The sequence below is a fragment of the Mesorhizobium sp. ES1-1 genome (assembly GCF_020164785.1).
In the GTDB taxonomy this organism is placed as follows: domain Bacteria; phylum Pseudomonadota; class Alphaproteobacteria; order Rhizobiales; family Rhizobiaceae; genus Mesorhizobium.
In genome coordinates this window covers 173,623-194,072 of the sequence record NZ_JAIUGX010000004.1, presented here as the reverse complement: position 1 = coordinate 194,072, position 20,450 = coordinate 173,623, and the positions used below count along the sequence as shown (strand labels likewise).

The 20,450-nt window shown below is 62.8% G+C and carries 18 protein-coding genes; 5 read left to right on the top strand and 13 right to left on the bottom strand.

Translation table 11 applies throughout. The features are described 5' to 3' along the window. The first annotated feature begins 201 nt into the window (after positions 1–201). Entirely contained in the window at positions 202–837 is a 636-nt protein-coding gene (locus tag LB513_RS08720; protein ID WP_224663073.1) for a TetR family transcriptional regulator C-terminal domain-containing protein, read from the top strand. 90 nt (positions 838–927) lie between these two features. On the opposite strand, the gene LB513_RS08715 is transcribed toward LB513_RS08720, so the two are convergent. Then, positions 928–1,788, bottom strand: coding sequence for a helix-turn-helix transcriptional regulator (locus tag LB513_RS08715; RefSeq protein WP_224663072.1), 861 nt, complete (start codon positions 1,786–1,788; stop codon positions 928–930). 110 nt (positions 1,789–1,898) lie between these two features. Here LB513_RS08715 and LB513_RS08710 point away from each other — a divergent pair, with 110 nt between their 5' ends. Next, a complete protein-coding gene (locus LB513_RS08710) occupies positions 1,899–2,621 on the top strand; it encodes an SDR family oxidoreductase (protein WP_224663071.1) in 723 nt (240 codons plus the stop codon). A gap of 42 nt (positions 2,622–2,663) precedes the next feature. On the opposite strand, the gene otsB is transcribed toward LB513_RS08710, so the two are convergent. The 8 genes from otsB to LB513_RS08670 form a co-directional block, all read right to left on the bottom strand. Next, a complete protein-coding gene (otsB, locus tag LB513_RS08705; RefSeq protein WP_224663070.1) occupies positions 2,664–3,407 on the bottom strand; it encodes a trehalose-phosphatase in 744 nt (247 codons plus the stop codon). Beyond that, positions 3,404–5,191, bottom strand: coding sequence for a trehalose-6-phosphate synthase (locus LB513_RS08700; protein ID WP_224663069.1), 1,788 nt, complete (start codon positions 5,189–5,191; stop codon positions 3,404–3,406). The genes otsB and LB513_RS08700 overlap by 4 nt, the downstream gene beginning before the upstream one ends. A 140-nt stretch (positions 5,192–5,331) precedes the next feature. Beyond that, complete coding sequence (locus tag LB513_RS08695; protein ID WP_224663068.1) at positions 5,332–7,494, bottom strand: amylo-alpha-1,6-glucosidase; 2,163 nt, start codon at positions 7,492–7,494, stop codon at positions 5,332–5,334. Positions 7,495–7,535: 41 nt separating this feature from the next. Continuing rightward, positions 7,536–8,597: a glycosyltransferase family 4 protein gene (locus LB513_RS08690; protein WP_224663067.1), complete on the bottom strand. Its 1,062-nt coding sequence runs from the start codon at positions 8,595–8,597 to the stop codon at positions 7,536–7,538. Positions 8,598–8,722: 125 nt separating this feature from the next. Next, positions 8,723–9,181, bottom strand: a complete 459-nt coding sequence (locus tag LB513_RS08685) for a carboxymuconolactone decarboxylase family protein (RefSeq protein WP_224663066.1) — start codon at positions 9,179–9,181, stop codon at positions 8,723–8,725. 24 nt (positions 9,182–9,205) lie between these two features. Continuing rightward, complete coding sequence (locus LB513_RS08680) at positions 9,206–9,724, bottom strand: RrF2 family transcriptional regulator (RefSeq protein ID WP_224663065.1); 519 nt, start codon at positions 9,722–9,724, stop codon at positions 9,206–9,208. A 366-nt stretch (positions 9,725–10,090) separates the two neighbouring features. Then, positions 10,091–11,404: an NAD-dependent dihydropyrimidine dehydrogenase subunit PreA gene (gene preA, locus LB513_RS08675; protein WP_224663064.1), complete on the bottom strand. Its 1,314-nt coding sequence runs from the start codon at positions 11,402–11,404 to the stop codon at positions 10,091–10,093. Between the two features lie 2 nt (positions 11,405–11,406). Then, positions 11,407–12,771 carry an NAD(P)-dependent oxidoreductase gene (locus LB513_RS08670; protein WP_224663063.1) on the bottom strand — a complete coding sequence of 455 codons (1,365 nt, stop codon included), beginning with the start codon at positions 12,769–12,771 and terminating at the stop codon, positions 11,407–11,409. A 518-nt stretch (positions 12,772–13,289) separates the two neighbouring features. Here LB513_RS08670 and LB513_RS08665 point away from each other — a divergent pair. After that, positions 13,290–14,066, top strand: coding sequence for a VOC family protein (locus LB513_RS08665; protein ID WP_224663062.1), 777 nt, complete (start codon positions 13,290–13,292; stop codon positions 14,064–14,066). A 22-nt stretch (positions 14,067–14,088) separates the two neighbouring features. Here LB513_RS08665 and LB513_RS08660 read toward each other — a convergent pair whose 3' ends face one another. After that, positions 14,089–14,577 carry a hypothetical protein gene (locus tag LB513_RS08660; protein WP_224663061.1) on the bottom strand — a complete coding sequence of 163 codons (489 nt, stop codon included), beginning with the start codon at positions 14,575–14,577 and terminating at the stop codon, positions 14,089–14,091. 199 nt (positions 14,578–14,776) lie between these two features. On the opposite strand from LB513_RS08660, the gene LB513_RS08655 reads away from it, so the two are divergent. Together LB513_RS08655 and LB513_RS08650 are read left to right on the top strand one after the other, a co-directional pair. Beyond that, a complete protein-coding gene (locus LB513_RS08655; protein ID WP_224663060.1) occupies positions 14,777–15,166 on the top strand; it encodes a DoxX family protein in 390 nt (129 codons plus the stop codon). A gap of 64 nt (positions 15,167–15,230) precedes the next feature. Beyond that, entirely contained in the window at positions 15,231–15,821 is a 591-nt protein-coding gene (locus tag LB513_RS08650; protein WP_224663059.1) for a transglycosylase SLT domain-containing protein, read from the top strand. An 18-nt stretch (positions 15,822–15,839) separates the two neighbouring features. Here LB513_RS08650 and LB513_RS08645 read toward each other — a convergent pair whose 3' ends face one another. Genes LB513_RS08645 through LB513_RS08635 form a run of 3 tightly spaced genes read right to left on the bottom strand, consistent with a single transcriptional unit; the run spans position 15,840 to position 20,425 of the window. Beyond that, positions 15,840–18,173 (bottom strand): ABC transporter ATP-binding protein, encoded by a 2,334-nt coding sequence (locus tag LB513_RS08645; protein ID WP_224663058.1) that lies wholly within the window; start codon positions 18,171–18,173, stop codon positions 15,840–15,842. Positions 18,174–18,220: 47 nt separating this feature from the next. Further along, a complete protein-coding gene (locus tag LB513_RS08640; protein ID WP_224663057.1) occupies positions 18,221–19,378 on the bottom strand; it encodes an ABC transporter permease in 1,158 nt (385 codons plus the stop codon). Between the two features lie 12 nt (positions 19,379–19,390). Continuing rightward, positions 19,391–20,425: an ABC transporter permease gene (locus tag LB513_RS08635; RefSeq protein WP_224663056.1), complete on the bottom strand. Its 1,035-nt coding sequence runs from the start codon at positions 20,423–20,425 to the stop codon at positions 19,391–19,393. Positions 20,426–20,450 lie beyond the last annotated feature (25 nt).

Here is a 20,450-nt window from a genome sequence, read left to right as displayed (position 1 = left end):
TTTCGGTGCGCCCAACGCTTGGTCTTTGTCGCGCTTTCATGTTACGCAAATTTTGACCGATTGGACAAACGTTAGCACCGCCCTATCGGCGGTCAAGGGATTACTAGCGGAAATGCGGCTCCTGAAGTGCGTTCCACAGGGCAGGGAAAAACTGGTCCAGAGAATTGGTCCAGATGGCCGCCAAGGCGAGGGTTTGCAACGGTGAGCGTCGGCACTGAAGCCCCTCGCCGCACCCGCATCCAGCAGGAAAAGCGCGAACTCATCCTGGAGGCCGCGCTTGAAGTGTTCTCCGCCCATGGCTTCCGCGGTTCGACCATCGACCAGATCGCCGAAGCGGCGGGCATGTCGAAGCCCAATTTGCTCTACTACTTCCGCCGCAAGGAAGACATCCACGAGACGCTGATGCAGCGCCTGCTCGACACCTGGCTGGCGCCGCTCAGGGAACTGGACGACATCGGCGACCCCCTGACCGAACTCAGGGGCTACATCAGGCGCAAGCTCGAAATGGCGCGCGACTTTCCACGCGAGAGCCGCCTCTTCGCCAATGAAATCCTCCAGGGCGCGCCGCGCATCATGCCCCTGCTGGAGGGTGAGTTGAAAACGCTTGTCGATGAGAAGGCCTCGGTCATCAAGGGCTGGATGCGCGCCGGCAAGATCACCAGGACCGATCCGTGGCACCTGATCTTCTCGATCTGGGCGACGACCCAGCACTATGCCGATTTCGATGTCCAGGTCCGCGCCGTGCTGGGCCCGAACCGCGGCGGCGAAGGCCGCTTCGAGGACGCGGCACGCTTCCTGGAGCAACTGTTTCTCGATGGCTTGAAGCCGAAGACCTGACTGTCTAACCGAGGCTTACCCCTAAACTCCTTGTTCCGCGGGTGCTCAGCCCGGACTCAGGGACGACGGAACTGGGGGTGCCGCGCCCACTCACCCACTCCGTCCCTCATCCAGCAATGTCCGCAGCTTGGCGATCGTGTCCTGATCGGCCAGCGGCGTGTAGACGATCAGCTTCATGTCGGAGCCGTCATCGATCGACAGGCTCATATGTTCGAACACCATCGCGCCAGCGATCGGATGGCGGATGTGCTTGAGACCGGAAAGGCGATGCGTCACGTCCCGTTGAGGCCACCATGCACGAAATTCCGGGCTTGAGTGCGTCATGAGCGAGATCAGCCGCTCGAAGTCTGGATCACCGACATACTTGGCATTTTCTGCGCGGAATGCGGCAAGGGTTGCGCGAGCGAGCCTTTCCCAATCGACCAGCAACTGCCGCCGTCGCGGATCGGTGAACATCCCGTGCACGATGTTGCGGGCGTCGCCTTCCAACAGTCCGTAATCGCCAAAGATGGCGACAGCCCCGGCATTCCACGCCAGCACATCCCAGCGCGGGCCGACGACGTAAGCGGGCTGAAGGTGAAGACTGTTCAGCATATGCAGCAGCGGGCCTTCGACCTTCGCCGGCACGATACGGCGGCGCTCGGGCTGCTGGCGACCGGCAAGGGTGAACAGATGCCGTTTCTCCGCCGGGTCGAGCCGCAGCGCCTGGCACAGCGCCGTCAGCACCTCCGTCGACGGGCGCACGTCCCTGCCCTGCTCGAGCCAGGTGTACCATGTGGTGCCGACGCCGGCGATCATGGCGACTTCCTCGCGGCGTAAGCCCGGCGTGCGCCGACGAGTGCCCGCCACTATGCCTGTCGTCGATGGTGCCAGCCGTTCGCGCCGTGAGCGCAGGAAGGCGCCGAGTTCGCGGCGGCGGCTGTCATCGGAAGTTTGGGCAACCAGATCCATCGCATTATTATAGCAGTATTGATACCAGCATAAAGTTTGAACTGTCTGTCGCGTTCCTGACCCTCCATTTTGCGCCACATCCTCACCAGCGCAACCGAATGGAGCAAATCATGACCGGCAGGATCGAACACACCGTCATCATCGGCGGATCGTCAGGCATCGGCCTGGCGACAGCGCGCAGGCTGCTCGGCCCTTCCATGAAGGTGACGATCACCGGGAGAAACCAGGAGAAGCTGGACAGCACCTGCGAAAGTCTTGGCGGCAAGGCGGACACAGCAGCCTTCGATGCCTCCAAACCGGATCAGGTTCGCCAGTTCTTCGAACGCCTGGGTCCGTTCGACCACCTTGTCCTGGCGGCAAGCGGCGGCAGGGGGCTTGGGCCATTCGCAACCCTCGACCTTGCGGATATTGCGAGCGGCGTCGATGAAAAAGTCCGCCCGCAGCTCTCCTGCCTGCAGGCAGCCCTGCCGACGCTCGACAGATCGGGCTCGGTCACCTTCGTCGCGGCGGTGTCCGCGCAGGTCGCTATGCCCGGAGTTGCCGGGATTGGAGCGATCAATGGTATGCTGTTGACCGTGACGCCGGTCCTGGCGGTGGAATTGAAGCCTTTACGCGTCAACGTCGTTGCGCCCGGCGTCATCGACACGCCCTGGTGGGATTTCATGCCCGCCGAGCAGAAGCAGGCCGTTTTCGCCGACTATGCCGGCAGGACGCCTGTCGGCCGCATCGGGAAGGCCGACGACGTCGCCTCGTCCATCGCGTTTCTCGTGTCCAACAGCTTCGTCACCGGCCAGGTGCTGACCTGCGATGGCGGTCTGAGATTCGCCGCGTAGAATGCGCAGGACATTGACAGCGCGCCTCGCCTGTCGGGGCGCTCAAAGTTGACTTCTCAGCCACTCCAGGGTTTCGCCAACGCCAACGAGGCCGTACTGCGCCGCGGTCTTCGCCATCGGCCTGATTCGTATCGAGATGCCGCCGGCATCATTCACAGCCTCAAACCCGTTTTCGTCGGGCGTGTCATCACCGAGGAAGACCGGCCGGCGGCCTGCGAAGGGCGCGATGGACATGAAGCGCCGGATTGCCGCCCCCTTGGCGGCTTCGAGCGGCAGCAGCTCCACGCCGGCATTGCCGGGGACCACCCGGTATCCCTTGGGCAATGTAGCAAGGGCGCGCTCGACAAGCTCCGTCGCGCGCGGCAGCAGGTGCGGAGCGGCGCGCGTGTGGATGGCCAGCACCCTGCCCTTGCGCTCGATATGGGCCTGACCATGGCCCAACTCGGCCTCGATCTCATCCGCGAGAGCGGCGATGTCGGCGGGCTCCCCGGCAGCCTCCACGGCGTCATCAGGCGTCAACCTGTGTTCAAGGCCGTAGAGTCCGGCGGCGCGAAGTTTCAACGGTCGGAAAAGATGGTCGACCGCCGCCACGGAGCGGCCCGTGACGACGGCCAGCGCTCCATCCAGCTTGCGCTCCAGATCCTGCAGCAGGGACCGTAGCTCCGCGCTGACCGACACCGCGTCCGGATGGTCGGCATGTTCCAGCAGGGTGCCGTCAATGTCGAGGAACAGGGCCCAATCCCCGGTCAGCAGGGCTGGCGGGGCTGCAAGTGCTTCATTTATCACCTTGCCACCCTTTTCCGTTCGGCTATCGAGATGACATTGTCGTGGACTGGGGGCGCCGCGCCACCGGTCACCTTCTCCAGGTCACCGCGCTTGCGCAGGCGCGCCGCGTCGAGAAGCATGCTGCCGGCCCAGCGATAGACATTGTTGTTGCGGACGATCTCGCGCATGGGCCGCATGCGCTCGCGCTGTTCGTCGGGCGTCATGGTCAGCGCCTGCAACAGCGCCTCGCTCATCATGGCGGCGTCGTAAGGATTGACGATAAGCGCTTCCAGCAGCTCCCGCGATGCGCCGGCGAAGGTGCTCAGCATCAGCACGCCCTGCTCGTCGTCACGCGCCGCGACGAATTCCTTGGCCACCAGATTCATGCCGTCATGCAGGCTGGTGACCATGCAGATGTCGGCACCGCGATAGATTTCATAGACCTGTTCCTGCGAGTGGTGTTCGGCCACCATGATGACCGGCCTGTAGCCCTCGCTGCCATAACGCTCGTTTAGTTCCTCGGCATAGCGGTGGCACTCATCATGCAGCAGCTGATAGGCCGGCAGCGTACCCCGGCTGGGTGCGGCTATCTGCAGGAAGACCAGTTTGCCGATCCATTCGGGGTGTCGCTTGAACAATTCGTCCAGCGCCTGGAATCGATCGAGAATGCCCTTGGTATAGTCCAGCCGCTCGACCCCGACAGCCAGCTTCACATCCGGCTTCAGCGCAAACCTTTCGCGCAGCCGGGCACGGCAGTCCTCGACGTCGGGCAGTTTCGCCAGCAGCTCCGCCGGCCATTCGATCGAGATGGGATAGGCATGCACAAGCGTCGTCTGGCCGCCATAGGAGATGGCCGCGTCGGCGCGCTCGATCCGGCTCTCGAGGAAGCGGTCGACGCTTTCGGTGAAATTGTTGGCGTGGAATTGAGTGTGGAAGCCGATGATCGAACTGCCGAGCAGCCCCTCCAGAATGCGCTCGCGCCATGGACAGATGCTGTAGACCTCCGAGTTCGGCCAGGGGATATGCCAGAAGGTAATGATGATGGCCTCGGGCAGCCGCTCGCGGATCATCCGCGGCAGAAGCGCGAAGTGGTAGTCTTGTACAAGCACGATCGGCCGCTCGTTGCGGGCCTCGGCAACCACCGTATCGGCGAATTTGCGGTTGACGGCCTCATACGCTTCCCAGTCCGACAGGCGGAAAACCGGCCTGGTGAAAGCTATGTGGCACAGCGGCCAGAGACCTTCATTGGCGAAGCCGAGATAATAGCCCTGATATTCATCCTCCGTGAGCCAGACCCGGCGCAGCGTGTAGGACGGATTGCCGGGCGGCACCTGAACCCGATCATCCTTGTCGACGGTCAGCCGGTCCGCCGTTCCGCCGCCATAGGCGATCCAGGTGCCGGCACAGGCGCGTGTGATCGGCTCGAGCGCCGAGACCAGGCCGCTCGCCGGAACCAGCAGCTCAATCCCGTCATTCGCGATCCCGTCATGTCTCGTGTTGTGGATATAGGGCTCGCGGTTGGACACGACGATGACTTGCGCGTCCGGCAAGTCGACGGCCAGAATCTTGCGCAAGGTTTCGGGCGACCATGTCACCAAGGCGGAATCGACCGACTGAGCGTTTTTCTCGAACTCCCGGATCACTTTGCGGGCGGCTTCCGCGGCCACGTCTTCGCCGGATGGCCGGGCAACAGCTGGAGGATGAGCGCGGCGGTGGCGGGACAGCGAGAAGAAAACGGCGAAAGTGGAAAACCCCAGGCTCGCGATGATCAGGACCCAGAGGAGAGCCGCGCTATAATCGGTCATTGGAATGCCAACTCGTTCCGGCCGTTCGGCGGCCGCTTGCTGATGTTTCGATTTGAAATTTGTCCGCGGGCAATCAGCTCACTGCCCGAGGTTGCGTTTTCGCAACGCACAAAACCGGGATCGGTTCCGGCCTCAACACCTCATGTTCGGACGATAAGCGGCACCAGCCCCTCATGCCGGTCGGCAAGGAAAGCCACGACACGGTCGCCGACCCGTTGGAACGTCAGATCGACCCTCGTGTCGCCGACGCCCAGATGGCGCAGCGTGAGCGTGTCGATACCGATCGGCAGACGCGGGCGGGTAACGCGTATCTCTCCATCCCACCCATCGATCTCCAGCCCGAGACAGGCTTGCATCAGCATGAAGGCCGAACCGGCCGACCAGGCCTGTGGCAGGCAGGCAACCGGATAGGCGATCGGCGCCTCGCCCGGGGCACGAGTGAATCCGCAGAACAGTTCCGGCAGCCGCATGTTGAAGTGGACCGCCGATTCGAAGGTTCCGCTCATTAGGCGGACCACGCTTTCACGTTCGCCATACCGCGCCAGCCCCGCGCCGCAGATGGCGGTGTCATGCGGCCATATCGAGCCGTTGTGATAGGACATCGGGTTGAAGAACACGGCATCGTCGGCCAGCGTGCGCAAGCCCCAGCCGGAATGGAATGAGGCGGAAAGAAGCTGGTCGGCGACCATCTTCGCACGTTCCGGCTCGGGAAGCCCGACGAGCAGCAGATGCCCGGCATTCGAGGTTCGCACCTTGCAGGGCTCGCCAGCGCCATCGATGGCCAGGGCGTAGAAGCCGAGATCCTCCAGCCAGAAATCGCGCTCCACCGCGATCCGCATGGCCTCCGCGCGGCTCTCCCAATGATCGGCCCTCTCATCCTCGCCACGGCGTCGGGCGAGCTTGGCCAAGCCCCGAAAGGCGGCAAAGACATAGCCTTGTACCTCGACAAGCGCGATCGGGCCCTTGGGGATGCGGCCGTCGGCGTGGAAGACGGAATCGAAACTATCCTTCCATCCCTGGTTGGCGAGCCCGGACTCGGCGGCCCGCTGATAGGTGACGAAGCCGGTCTCGCGGCCCGCCTCCTCGGTCCATTCGGCGGCCGCGCAGAGCGACGGCCACAGCCTGTCGATGAACGCCATGTCGCCGGTACGATCGGCATAGGCACAGGCAAGATGGATATAGAGCGGCGTTGTGTCGACGCCCCCATAGTAGCGGCCGAACGGAAGCTCCCGCAGCGCCACCATTTCTCCCTTGCGGGTCTCGTGCATGATCTTGCCGGGCTGCGAATCGCTGAATGGCGATGTCTCGGTCGCCTGATGCTCCGCCAGGAAGGCGAGCACGCCGCGCGCCAGGCCCGGATTGAGCCACAGCATCTGCAGCGCCGAAATGACCCCGTCGCGACCGAACGCCGTCGAGAACCAGGGGATGCCGGCATAGGGGTAAGGCCCGGTCGCAAGCTCGGTGGTCAGCAGAGCCACATCGGCGCGGGCACGCTCGATCCAGTCGTTGAAGACGCGGCCGGAGCTGTGGACCGTCGCGCCATGCCGGCGCTTGGCCCGCATGCCGAAGCGTGCACGCGCGGCGGCGGCCCGGAAACGGTCGCGATCGGGCGCTTCCGCCGCCTCGGACCCGACTTCAATGTAAAGCACCTTGCTTCTGCGCTTGCTCACCGCGAGCAGGAAGTCGGCGCGGTCCGTTGTCAATTGGTCCGGCGCCTGCGAGAAAGATATCGCGGATGCCCGGGAAACCCCGTCCAGCCCGTCATAACGCAGCAGAACGCTGCTCGCATTGGTCTCGGCAACATGAGCCACTCCGCGCCTGGCGCGTGTCGAGCCGCGCACTTCGAACATATCGCGGAAATCCGCGGCAAAGCTTAGGGAGACCCTGATCGTCGTGCTTTCACGGCTGTAGTTGGACAGGGTAATCCTCTCGAACAGCCTGTCCTGCCAGATCAGCCTGACGCGTTCGATATGGATTGCGCCCTGCGGGATTTCGCGGCCGATCACGCTCTCGATGGGCAAATTGGTCAGGTTGGTGGTGAACAGCACATTGTCCTGGCTGAGCGACGCGCCAAGCAACGATGTCTGCCTGCCGCCTACGGTCAGCCGGAATTCGGACAGCACCCTTGTGTCGTCGCGAAAGAAGCCGTCGCCGGCGCCGCGTATGTCACCATAGGCGTCGGCAACGACGAAACAATCGCCCTGCTTGAGTGCGAAGAGCCGGTGCGGTTCACGCGGCGCCGTCTCGTCCAGTGAGGCAAGCGCCACGGCGGGATCGAGCTGTCGCTCGTCAAGTTTTGCCATCTGTCACACATCCCTGTGATTTCGCGCCGGCACGGCGCGGTTCACGATGCCTTCGCTTCGACGGGGACGCCGACCAGCCGCGAATAGGCAGCCAGATAGTCGCCCGCCATTCTCCTGGCGGAGAACCGCTTTTCGAAGACGGCCCTTATCTTTCGCCTGTCGAGCCGCAGCAGTTCCGGCACAGCGGCAACCGCGCCATCCATCGTATCGGCGATAAAGCCGGTAACGCCTTGATCTATGATCTCCGGCAGCGCACCGCAATTCCAGGCGATCACCGGCGTACCGCAGGCCATCGCCTCGATCGCGGCAAGGCCGAACGGCTCCGGCCAGTCGATCGGAAACAACAGCCCGGCCGCCTTGCCGAGGAACTCGGCCTTCTGGTTCTCCTCGATCTCGCCGACATAGTCGATGCGATCGCCGTCGATCAAGGGCTCGACCACTTCGTGGAAATAGGCGCGATCATCATCGCCGATCTTCGCCGCGAGCTTCAGCCTCAGGCCCGATCGCAAGGCGATCTCGATGGCGCGGTCCGGCCGCTTGTCCCGAGAAAAACGGCCGAGAAAGACAAGGTAGGGTTCCTCCGTCGCCGTCTCGAAATTCGGCTCATAGAGGCCAGTCGGCAATCCATGGTGGATCGTCGACAGCCAGTTGGCCTTGGCAAGCCCTGCCCTCTGGCTGTGCGAAATGGAGATCATCGGAAAGCGCGGAAACCGTTCGTAGGCCGGCGCCAGGTCGACGTAATCGAGCCTGCCATGCGGCGTCGTCAGAGTGCGCCCGGCCATATCCTCGAAGAAAGAAAAGTGCAGGAAGTGGCTGAGATGGAAATGGATGACGTCGAACTCCCGCGCCCTGTTCCGCACCTCGGCAAGCATGGAAAGATGCGCGGCCGTCTCGGATTTCAGCGGCCGCGGATCGAGGCGAAGCGCGCATTCGCGGCCCGGTACCAGCGTTGCGGAGGTCTGGCTGTCGCCGCTTGCAAACAGCGTCACCTCGTGTCCGAGGTCGACCAATGCTTCCGTCAGATAGGAGACTATGCGCTCGGTGCCGCCATAGAGTTTGGGCGGCACCGATTCATAAAGCGGCGCGACATGGGCGATTTTCATATCTCATCCTGGATGCAGGGCATTCAGGGGTCGAAATGCGTCAGCGCCGCGATTGGTTCCGATATCGGCCTCGCCGCGTTCAGGGCACCGCCGCAGCATTCCATGACGGTGGCCGCTGAGGGCAATCAGGCCGCTTTGGCTGACGCCATCGGATGAATGGCCTGGAACGGGACGCACAGCCGATTCCAGACATTGATCATCCCGACAGCTACCGACAGCTTGACAAGTTCCTCTTCCGAGAAATGCTCCAGCGTGCGGGCATAGAGTTCGTCCGGCACGCCATTGCCCGCGATCAGGGTCACGGCTTCCGTCCAGGCGAAGGCCGCGCGCTCCCGGTCTGAAAAGAGCGGCGATTCCTTCCAGGCCGCGACCAGATAAAGCCGCTGCTCGGTCTCGCCGTCGCGCCTCGCCTCGCGGCTATGCATCTCGACGCAGAATGAGCAGCCATTGATCTGCGAAGCCCTGAGCTTGATCAGATGGAGCAGGCTCACCTCCAGTCCGCATTCATCGACCGCCTTGTTCAGCGCCGACACGGTCTTCATCAGATCGGGCGCCTTGGCAAAAAACTGCAGTCTTTGTTTCATCGTCTTGTCCTTTCCTGAGTGTTTTCAGCTTCGCTTGGTTGAACCGGATTTCTGCGGCCGCTGGTGGCGCTCCACGAAGGCACAGCTGGCGGCGATCGATCTCGGATCGCCTTCTGCCTGGTACTCCGCCACAATGTCCGAGAGCCGCGTCTCGGCAAGCGCGGCGCGATAGGCTCGCTCCGCCCTCAGCATCGCGGCGTTGATCCCGCAGGGTTTTACGTAGGCGGACGCATCGAGCTTGGCCGGACCATTGCGGCGGATCTCGCCGCAGCGGAAAGCCGGTTCGCGGCCTTCTATGGCCAGCACGATGTCGAGCAGCGTTATCCGCTCGGCCTCCCGCGCCAGCCGGTAGCCGCCCGCCGGCCCCGGCACCGATTCCAGGATACGCGCCGCAGCCAGCATGTTGAGCTGCTTCAGCAGATAGCTCGGCGACAGGCCAAAGGACTCCGCCAGCGCTGCCGCTGGCATGGTGCTGTTCCCGGCGAGGCTCGCCAGCGTGGCCGCGCAGTGGATAGAAGCTTCAACGCCCTCGCCCAACTTCATCGTGCCGATCTCCAATTCATGGATAGTTTGTATCGTGGATAAGATGTATCCGCAATAGAAAATGGAGAAGCATCTGTCTTCAATCGGAAAAGACGGCAGTGATTGGGCGAAGTCGGCGAGGGCAGCGTCTTTCTCCCCGTCCCTATACGGGGAGAAATGCCCGGCAGGGCAATGAGGGGCAGCGCCGCCCGAACCAAGCAAGGCCCACCGTGCGAACACGCAGGCGATTGCGCGATCGTAACTGATGAGGGGAAGACAAGGGCGCAGATTATCTCGAGAGGGAAGCGCTGCCCAGCATCCGCCTGCCGGCACCTTCTCCCCGTATAGCGACGGGGAGAAGGAAGCGGCTGCGCTCTCGACGCTAAACTACTCCGCTGCCACCTTGGCCATCGGGTTGTTGGGATGCGTAGTCCAGTTGGCGTAGATCGGCGAGACCGGCTTGCCGGTGCGCTGGTCCAGCATGCCCGCTGCCAGCGGCTCCATCGTGATGCAGTTCTCCACAGGGCAGACATTGACGCACAGATTGCAGCCGACGCACTCAGCCTCGATCACTTCGAAATACCTGACGCCATTGACCATGTTGGTGATCGCCTGGTGCGAAGTGTCCTCGCAGGCGATGTGGCAACGGCCGCATTTGATGCAGGCGTCCTGGTTGATATGGGCCTTGGCGACATAGTTGAGGTTGAGATATTGCCAGTCGGTGACATTGGGCGTGGCGCGGCCGATCACATCGTCCAGCGTGGCGTGGCCCTTCTCGTCCATCCAGTTCTCGAGGCCGGCGATCATCTCCTGCACGATCTTGAAGCCGTACGTCATCGCCGCCGTGCACACCTGCACATTGCCGGCGCCAAGCGCCATGAATTCGGCGGCGTCGCGCCATGTGGTGATGCCGCCGATGCCGGAGATCGGCAGCCCGCGCGTTTCCGGATCGCGCGCGATCTCCGCAACCATGTTCATGGCGATCGGCTTCACCGCTGGGCCGCAATAGCCGCCATGCGACCCCTTGCCGTCGATGCTGGGCATGGGCGCGAAATTGTCGAGGTCGACGCCGGTAATCGAGCTGATCGTATTGATCAGCGAAACGGCATCCGTTCCACCTGCATGCGCCGCCCGCGCGGGCTTACGGATGTCTGTGATGTTGGGCGTCAGCTTGGTGATGACGGGCATGCGCGTGTACTGCTTGCACCAGCGCACAACCATTTCGATATATTCCGGCACCTGGCCGACGGCCGCACCCATGCCGCGCTCCGACATGCCATGCGGACAGCCGAAATTGAGCTCGATGCCATCGGCACCGGTCTCCTCGACCAGCGGCAGGATGGCTTTCCAGCTTGCCTCTTCGCAAGGCACCATGATGGAGGCGACCAGCGCCCGGTCCGGCCATTCCATCTTGACCTGCTTCATCTCGCGCAAATTGGTCTGCAGGTCGCGGTCGGTGATCAGTTCGATGTTGTTGAGGCCGAGCAGCCGCCGGTCCGCGCCCCAGATCGCGCCGTAGCGCGGCCCGTTCACATTGACCACCGGCGGCCCTGCCTCGCCGAGCGTCTTCCACACCACGCCGCCCCACCCCGCCTTGAAGGCACGGATGACGTTGTAGGCCTTGTCGGTCGGCGGCGCCGAGGCGAGCCAGAACGGATTGGGCGATTTGATGCCGACGAAATTGTTTCTGATATCAGCCATTCTCATGCCCTCCCGTTCGAGGTCAGCGTCCGATGAATGCTCTCGGCCGCGTCGCGGCCCTGTGCAACGGCCGAGACGGTGAGGTCGTCGCCGCCGAAAATGCAGTCGCCCCCGGCCCAGACCTTGGCAAGCGTGGTGCGCCCTTGCGCATCGACCTTGATGCGGCCGGCCTCGAGCTCGATCGCCGCACCGCTGCCGTTTAGCGCCGTTGGCAAGAAACTTTGGCCGATCGCCTTGAACACCTGATCGGCGACGAGCGTCAGCGTCTCACCGGTGCCGGCAAGCCTGTCGCCGTCCATTGCCGTGTATTCGACTTCGATCCCGCTGACCTTGCCGCCTTCGGTGATCACCCGCCTGGGCTGCAGCCAGTGACGGATGGTAACGCCATTGGCGGCAGCCAGATCCTGTTCGAACTCGGAGGCATTCATATGCTCCTGGCCCCGGCGATAGCAGATCGTCACCTCCTCGGCGCCGAGCAGCTTCGACTGCACCGCCGCATCGATTGCCGTCATGCCGCCGCCGATGACGACGACACGGCGGCCGACAGGCAGGCTCGCAAGATCGCTGGCCTGGCGCAGTTCCGCAATGAACTCCACCGCATTGGTGACGCCGTCGGCGTCCTCGCCCTCGGCGCGCAGGGCGTTGACGCCTCCCAGCCCCATGCCGAGGAAAACCGCATCATAATTGCGGACCAGGTCGGAGAGCTGAAAGTCGCGGCCAAGCGCCTTGCCGTTCTGGATGTCGATGCCGCCTATGGCGGTCACGTAGTCCACCTCTGCCTGGGCGAAATTGTCGACGCTCTTATAGGCGGCAATGCCGTATTCATTGAGGCCGCCAGCCTTAGGCCGCGCCTCCAGAATGGTAACGTCATGGCCATAACGGGCGAGCCGGTGCGCGGCGGCGAGCCCGGCCGGGCCGGCGCCGACGATGGCGACGGTCTTCCCGGTCGGCGCGGCGCGCGGATAGAACTGCTTGTTCTCGCTCATCGCGACGTCGGTGGCATAGCGCTGCAGGCGGCCGATCTGCACCGGCTTGCCTTCAGCGATCTCTCGCACGCAGACTTCCTCGCAGAGCGTCTCGGTCGGGCAGACCCGGGCGCACATGCCGCCGAGGATGTTCTGGTCGAAGATTGTCTTGGCCGAGCCGATCGGGTTGCCGGTCGAGATCTGTCGGATGAACAGCGGGATATCGATCGAGGTCGGACACGCATTCATGCAAGGGGCGTCGTAACAGAAGTAACAGCGATCGGATTCGACCAGCGCCTCGTGGTGATCGAGCGGCGGGTGCAAATCGGAAAAATTATGCGCGTACTGGCCGGCCGGAAGCCGCCCGCCGGCAATGCCTTCCCTGTTCTGTCCTTCTGGCATCCTGAGCTTCCCATGTTCTCGTTTTGAGAAAGGCTAGCATGTTTTATTTTTTTATCAATTGGTCAATTTTTGACGCAAACAACTGAAAAGACTGCATAAAAATATGACATTCTTGATCAAGTTAAGCTCTGTCTCTAGCAAGTAGTCTCATCGCCGCCACCAGCTCCTGTAGCCGTCACAGATTGCCATCATGGATGCGGAAGGCTTCAAGATGGCTGACCGTTTCGGAGAGATATTCCGTACCGGGCAGATATGGCCGCGGGCCTGGGCGAGCACGCCGGTCACGAAGGTCGAGCGGCCGGTTCACCGCGCTTACCTGGTGCCGCAAGCTCAAGCGGGAGCGACATCCGGCGCATTAATAGGCCCTTGGTTGCCACAGAGAATCGAACCGGCCCTTCAGGCAAGTTGCGGCGCCGAGCCACGACGATCATTTTTTTCGAGCTTGTCGGTATTCGATTGCGAGGAACGTCCTAGGATCGGATCGAACCAAATCCGTACGCAAGCGAAGGAGACCGATAATGCCGAAATCGCCAATGCCCTTCTTCTGGTACGAGTTGATGACATCGGACCTCGACGCGGCCGAAGCCTTCTACACCGCCGTCATTGGTTGGAAGGCCGAGCCTTTCAACCAGGCGCCCGGCATGCCGCGTTATATCGTGGTCAACTCCGCCGAAGGCGGCGTCGGCGGGCTGATGACCATGCCCGAGGGGCCAGCAAGCGCGGGCATGCCGCCGGCCTGGCTCGGCTACATCAAGACATCCGATGCCGATGCCTCCACCGAGGCTCTTGTGGCGGCGGGCGGTGCGGTGCACCGGGAGCCCTCGGACATCCCCGGTGTGGGCCGCTTTGCCGTCGTTGCCGACCCGCAAGGTGCTACCTTCATGTTCCTGCAGCCCAACGGGGCGGACCAGCCGCCGCTGCCCGCCACGACCCCCGGCCATGTCGGCTGGCACGAACTTTACACCAGTGACTGGGAGGCGGCCTTCGATTTCTATTCCGGTCAGTTCGGCTGGACCCGGGAAGGCGATTTCGACATGGGCGAAATGGGAAATTATCGAACCTTCGCCGCCGGGCCTGCCTCCGGCGGCGGGATGATGGACAAACCCGCCCAAATCCCCGTCCCCGTGTGGCAATTCTATTTCAACGTCGATGCAATCGATGCCGCGGCCGCGCGCGTCACCGACAATGGCGGCAAGGTCATCATGGGCCCGATGCCGGTGCCCACCGGCCAATGGATCATCCAGTGCCAGGATCCGCAAGGGGCGCATTTCGCCTTGCTGGCGCCGGTGAGATAAAGCTGTCCAGCGTGGCGCCGGCTCACTCCGGAGCAAGCACCGCCACTTTGAGCTCGGCCTTCCTGGCGCCGCTGAACTGGACGGTGGCCGGGCCGGCGGCAAGCTTGAAGCGAATGCTCTTGCGGATATCCCTGCAGGTTTTCACGGCGCTGTAGCCCGCCGATTTGACGGTGTGGCCATCCTGGATGACATCGATCCAGGCGTCCCCCGAGAGACTGATCTGGATCGCTCCCTCGGGCGGCACCTCCACGCTGGCGACGGCGCCGAAGGTGCCCTCCGCCGGAGAGCGCTCGGGCGGCAGCGTGAAACCGGCCTTTTCCGCCGGGACCAGCGCCAGGTCCGCGGCGGCGCCTACCGCCAGTTCGGCTCCCGGCGATGTCGCCTGTGCGGCCGCGAACAGGACCTGCTCCCGCGTCACCGGCCATTTGAAGGCTTCGCAACCCGCGTCTTCGGCGGTTGCCGCGCTACCGCATGCAAGGATTGCGAAGAGGGCGATGATGACTTTTTTCATGGCGAAGAGACCCCAGTTGCTCGGAAACACTCTCGCCACATATACAACCATAGCGGTATCAATGCAACTATGACGTGAGCGCGTAGGGGCGAAACTGCGGCAGCGTGTCACCGCTTGTTGATGGCGACAGCCACGACGTGAATGGCCGATGCCTGCGCGATGATCTATGGCCGTACGCGGGAGGTGCATCGGAGTTCAAATGAAGCTGTTCGAAAGCCTCTCCCCTTACCGGCCGCAAGCGCTCGGCGTGCTGCGCATCATGACCGCACTGCAATTCATCGAACACGGCACCCAGAAGCTTTTCAACTTCCCTGTCAGCGCCGCGCCACACGCCCTCGGCGGCCTGTCGCTCACCGCTGCAATTCTCGAATTCGCTGGCGGCATCCTGCTGGCGCTTGGCCTGATGACGAGACCGGTCGCTTTCCTGCTCGCAGGCGAAATGGCCGTCGCCTATTTCATGGCGCACATGCCGCGCGACTTCTTCCCGGTCAACAATGGCGGCGACGCGGCGATCTCCTTCTGCTTCATCTTTCTCTATCTTGTGTTCGCCGGCCCCGGCGCGTTCGCGCTGGACAATCGCAGGGCATGACGCCTCGCAGCGGTTAACGCCCGTCTCAAGATTCCTTTTATGATTTCGGCCTATTGCTGTTCCAATGCGTAGGTCAAGTTTGAGTAAAATTGTAGCGCTCGGCGTTCTGCTGGCCCTGGCGGCCTGCGCGACGGCCCCCAGCCACATCAACAATGTCTGCGCCGTCTTCGACCAGAATGACGGCTGGTTCGACAATTGGCAGTCGGCGGCCGAGCGCACGCAACAAAAATATGGCGTGCCGGTTCCCGTGCTGATGGCGACGGTGCGCAAGGAGTCGGGCTTCAAGAGCAATGCCAGGCCGCCCCGCACCAAGCTGCTCGGCTTCATTCCCTGGAAGCACGTCTCGACTGCCACCGGCTTCTCGCAGGCGCTGGACGGCACCTGGTCGCAATATCAGCGCGAGACCGGAAACTGGGCTGCGCGCCGAACGAAATTCGCCGACGCCGTCGATTTCGTCGGCTGGTACCATTCCAAGACGTCGGACACATACGGCGTCGCCCGCAACGACACCTACAATCTGTATCTCGCCTATTATCTCGGGTGGACAGCCTATGGCCGCGGCAACCGCGGCGACGCCGCCGTCCAGAGCTATGCGCGAGCGACCGACAAGATGGCGCGTGACTACAGCCAGCAACTGAGCCAGTGCGGCAACTGACGTGCCGCCGTGGCCGGCTCAGTTCGGCTCGCCGTCGTCAGGATCCGTCACCCCACCGGTTTCCGAGACCTCGTCGCGGACCTCATGATTGCGGGCGCGTGAGACGGCTTCGCTCTCTTCGACTGCTTCCCCGATCGCATCGGCCTCCGCATCGCCCCGCTTGCCGTGCGGCCGGTCAGGCGGCGTGCCGGCAAAGCCCGGCCCTTCGCCATGCGGCGCATCTTCCGGCACGCCCTCATGGGCTGCATGTTCCTTGTCGAATTTGATCACCGGTTCCATTGTCGCCAGCACATCGTCCGACAGCCAGCACAGGCTCATATGGCCGCCGCCAAGATGCTTGACCGGCGGCACCTTGGTCTCGCACAGATTGTCCGGGACCAGCTTCTTGTAGCCGCAGCGCGTCTGGAACGGACAGCCCGACGGCGGGTTCATCGCCGAAGGTATGTCGCCTTCCAGCACGATGTGACGCTTGACGACGCTTGTGTCGGCGATCGGGATCGCCGACAGCAGCGCCTCCGTATAGGGGTGATAGGGCGGAGCGAAGATCTGGTCGGTCGTGCCCTGCTCGACGATATAGCCCAGATACATCACGACGACGCGGTCGGCGATGTAGCGCACGACGGACAAATCGTGGCTAATGAACAGCATCGTCGTCTTGTTCTTGCGCTGGATGTCCATCAGCAGTTCGGTGACTGCCGCCTGCACGGAGACGTCGAGCGCCGAAACCGGCTCGTCCGCTACCACCACCTTGGCGTCGCCGGCAAAGGCCCGCGCCACGCCGATGCGCTGCTTCTGGCCGCCGGAGAGTTGGCGCGGCTTGCGGCTCTCGAAGGCGCGCGGCAGCTTCACCAGGTCGAGCAGTTCCAGCATGCGCTTGCGGCGGTCGGCAACGGTCTTGCCGACATTGAACTTCTCCAGCGTGCGGATGATCTGCGAGCCCACCGAATGGCTGGGATTGAGAGTGTCGAACGGGTTCTGGAACACCATCTGGATCGACGATACGGTCTCGACGCTGCGCTTCTCGATGCTGGTCGACTGGATTTCCTTGTTGCCCAGCGTCACGCTGCCCGAGCTTGCCGTCTCCAGCCCCAGCAGCACCTTTGCCAGTGTCGACTTTCCGCAGCCGGATTCGCCGACGATGGCGACTGTTTCGGATTCGCGCGCCATGAACGAGATCGTCTCATTGGCTTTGACGACGCGGCCTTCACTTGAGCCGAACACCTCGCTGCCGCCGACCTTGTAGTATTTCCTGAGGTCCTCGATCTTGAGCACCGGCGCGCCGGGCACGACACGTTCATTGACCTTCTTGGCGCCGGGCGGCAGCGCCTCCCAGTCGATCTCGTTGAAACGCACGCAGCGCGAGAAATGCCCGTCATGCCCCGCAACCTCGATCATCGGGATTTCGGCGGCATTGCAGACGCCCTCGACGAAATGGTGGCAGCGTGGCCCGAAATTGCACCCCTTGGGCCGCTCATGCGGCAGCGGCAGTTGCCCGGGAATGGAGATCAGCGGCCGTGAATTCTTGTCGGCGCCGGGCAGCGGGATCGAGCGGAACAACCCTTGCGTATAGGGGTGGCGCATGCGGTCGAACACGTCCTTGATCTTGCCCGTCTCGACCGCCTCGCCCGAATACATCACCGTGATGCGGTCGCAGGTCTCGAGGATCAGGCCGAGATTGTGCGAGACGAAGATCATCGAGGTGCCGAACTGCTCGCCCAGCCCCTTGACCAGTTCGACGATGCCCGCCTCCACCGTCACGTCCAGCGCCGTGGTCGGCTCGTCGAGCAGAAGCAGCGCCGGTTTCGACAGCAGCGCCATGGCGATGACGATGCGCTGCTGCTGGCCGCCGGAGAGCTGGTGCGGATACGACCGCATCATGCGCTCGGGATCCGGGAGCTTGACGGACCGCACCATGTCGAGCGAGCGCTTGTAGGCCTCTTCCTTGGACACTTTGTCGTGGATCAATGGCACTTCCATCAATTGCTGCCCGACCTTCATCGCCGGATTCAGGCTGGCCATCGGCTCCTGATAGATCATCGCGATCTTGTTGCCGCGAATGGCGCGAAGCTCCTCCTCGGAAAGCTCGCCCATGTCCTTGCCCTGGAACTTGATCTTGCCGCCGACGATCTTCCCGATATTGGAGAGGTCGCGCATGATGCCGAGCGACACTGTCGACTTGCCGCATCCCGACTCGCCGACGATGCCCATCGCCTCGCCCGGCATGACCGTGCAGGAGAAATCCATGACGGCGGGTATTTCGCCCTTGCGGGTGAAGAAGGAGATCGACAGGTTCTCGATCTCGATGATCGGCCCGTTGGTTTGCGCTGCGGGATTTCGAACTGCCTCGTTCATGGGTCGCTCCAATCCAAATTTACCAGGTGCGGGCCACAGGTCCGCAATCAGTCCTTCATCGATTGCTCACGCAGCGAGTCGGCCAACAGGTTCAGACCCAGCACGAACGACATGAGTGCGATCGTCGGCGGCAGCGCCGGGTGGATAAAGGAGCGCAGCAGGCGGCTGGCGTCCTTGATCGCGGTGCCCCAATCCGGGCTTTCCGGCGCCAGACCTAGGCCGAAATAGCCCAGCGTGCCAAGCAGGATGGTCGTGTAGCCGATGCGCAGGCAGGCATCGACGATCAGCGGCCCGCGCGCATTGGGCAGGATCTCCCACAGCATGATGTACCAGGGCGATTCGCCGCGCGTCTGCGCCGCCGCCACATAGTCGCGCGTCTTGATGTCCATCACCAGGCCGCGAACGATGCGGAAGACGCCGGGACTGGACGCGAACACCACCGCCACGAAGATGTTGAGCTGGTTGGGTTCGATATGGACGATGTGCAAAGGGTCGGCGTCGAAGACAAGACCGACATAGATCCAGCCGCCGACGATCAGCGTCAGGCCAAGCAGGATGTAGATCCGATCCGGCCGGTTCTTGTAGCGGGTCCAGACCAGCACGCTGAAAAAGACGATGGGAAACAGGAAGAACACCCCGGCGAGCGCATACGGGATCGGCGTATCCATGATCCCCGGCGTGACCAGCAGGTAGAACAGCAGGATGACGGGGAAGGCCAGCACGAGATTGGCCAGGAACGACAGGACGGAATCGATCTTGCCGCCATAGTAGCCGGCAGGCAGGCCGAGCGTGATGCCGACCATCAGCGCGAACCCGGTCGCGGCAGGCGCGATGATCAGCACGATCTGGCTGCCATAGACCATGCGTGAGAACACGTCGCGCGCCAGCTTGTCGCCACCGAACAGGTAGACCAGTCCCGATTGCGGCTCGATGGCGCCCGGCAGCGTGTCCTTCATGATCGGGATCTGGCCGAGCGGATCGAAGGGCGCGACGGTCGCCGCGAAGATCGCAGTAAACAGCCAGAACAGGCAGATGAACACACCCGCTATGCCGACGCCGCTATCGAAAAGCTGCCCATAGAGCGCGAGCTTCTTCTTGTAGAGAAAGCTCGCCCCCATGACGATGGCGAGCGCGACCCATACCGGCCAGAAGCGCCAGAGCACTTCGAGGAAAATGGAGGAGGCGCCGATATATTGAGCTTGCATGCGCCGTCTCTCCTACTGAACCCGGATGCGTGGATTGAGGAACGCGTAACCGACGTCGGAAATGAGCTGCGTGATCAGGACGATGAATACCGACACCAGCGAACAGCCCAGCAAGAGATCGATGTCGTTGTTGCCGGCGGCCTCGACCAGCGTGTAGCCGAAGCCCTGATAGCGGAACATGACTTCGACGATGACGACACCGGTCAGCAGCCAGGGAAATTGCAGCATGATGACGGTGAACGGCGCGATGAGCGCGTTGCGCAGCGCATGCTTGACCACCACGCTCTTGAAGGACAGGCCCTTCAGCCGTGCGGTGCGGATATATTGTTGCGTCATCACCTCGACCATCGAGGCGCGCGTCATGCGCGCGATATAGCCGATCCCGTATATGGCCAGCGTGATCACCGGCAGCGTGAAATTGTAGAAGGTGATGCCTTGGCTCGCCGATGCGGCCGACCCGTTGAGCCAGCCCAGCCATGAGGCAAAGATGACGGTGAAGATCACCCCCGACACATATTCGGGCGTTGCCGTCGAGGCGATCGAAGCTATCGACAGGACGCGATCCGTGCGGGAGCCTTCGCGCATGCCGGCCAGGATGCCGATCAACAGCGACACTGGCACCATCACCGCCAGCACCCAGAACATCAGGATGCCGGTGGCGCCCAGCGCCGGGAATAGCTTGGCAGCCACGGTGTTCTTGAACTTGGTCGAGCAGCCGAAATCACCCTCGAGCACGCCCGAGAAGGTCGGCACGGTCGGGTCGTTGCAGAAGGAAAACCGCTGCGTCACCTTGCCGGTCGCCGGGTCGGTGATCGGCTGCTCCGGCAGGACTCCGAGCCACTGGCCGTAGCGGACGAAGAAGTTCTGGCGATAGCCGTGATTTGCCAGCCAGCTTTCCAGCTGCTCGGCCGATGTGTGCATTTCGGTCTGGCTGATCGCCAGTTTCTTCAAATTGGGTTCGAGATTGACGAGGAAGAAGACGACCAGCGTCAGGCAAAGCATCGTAAGCAGAATCGTGCCGATGCGTCTGATGATGAATGAGAACATTGCGCCCCCCTGCCGGCCGGGTTGG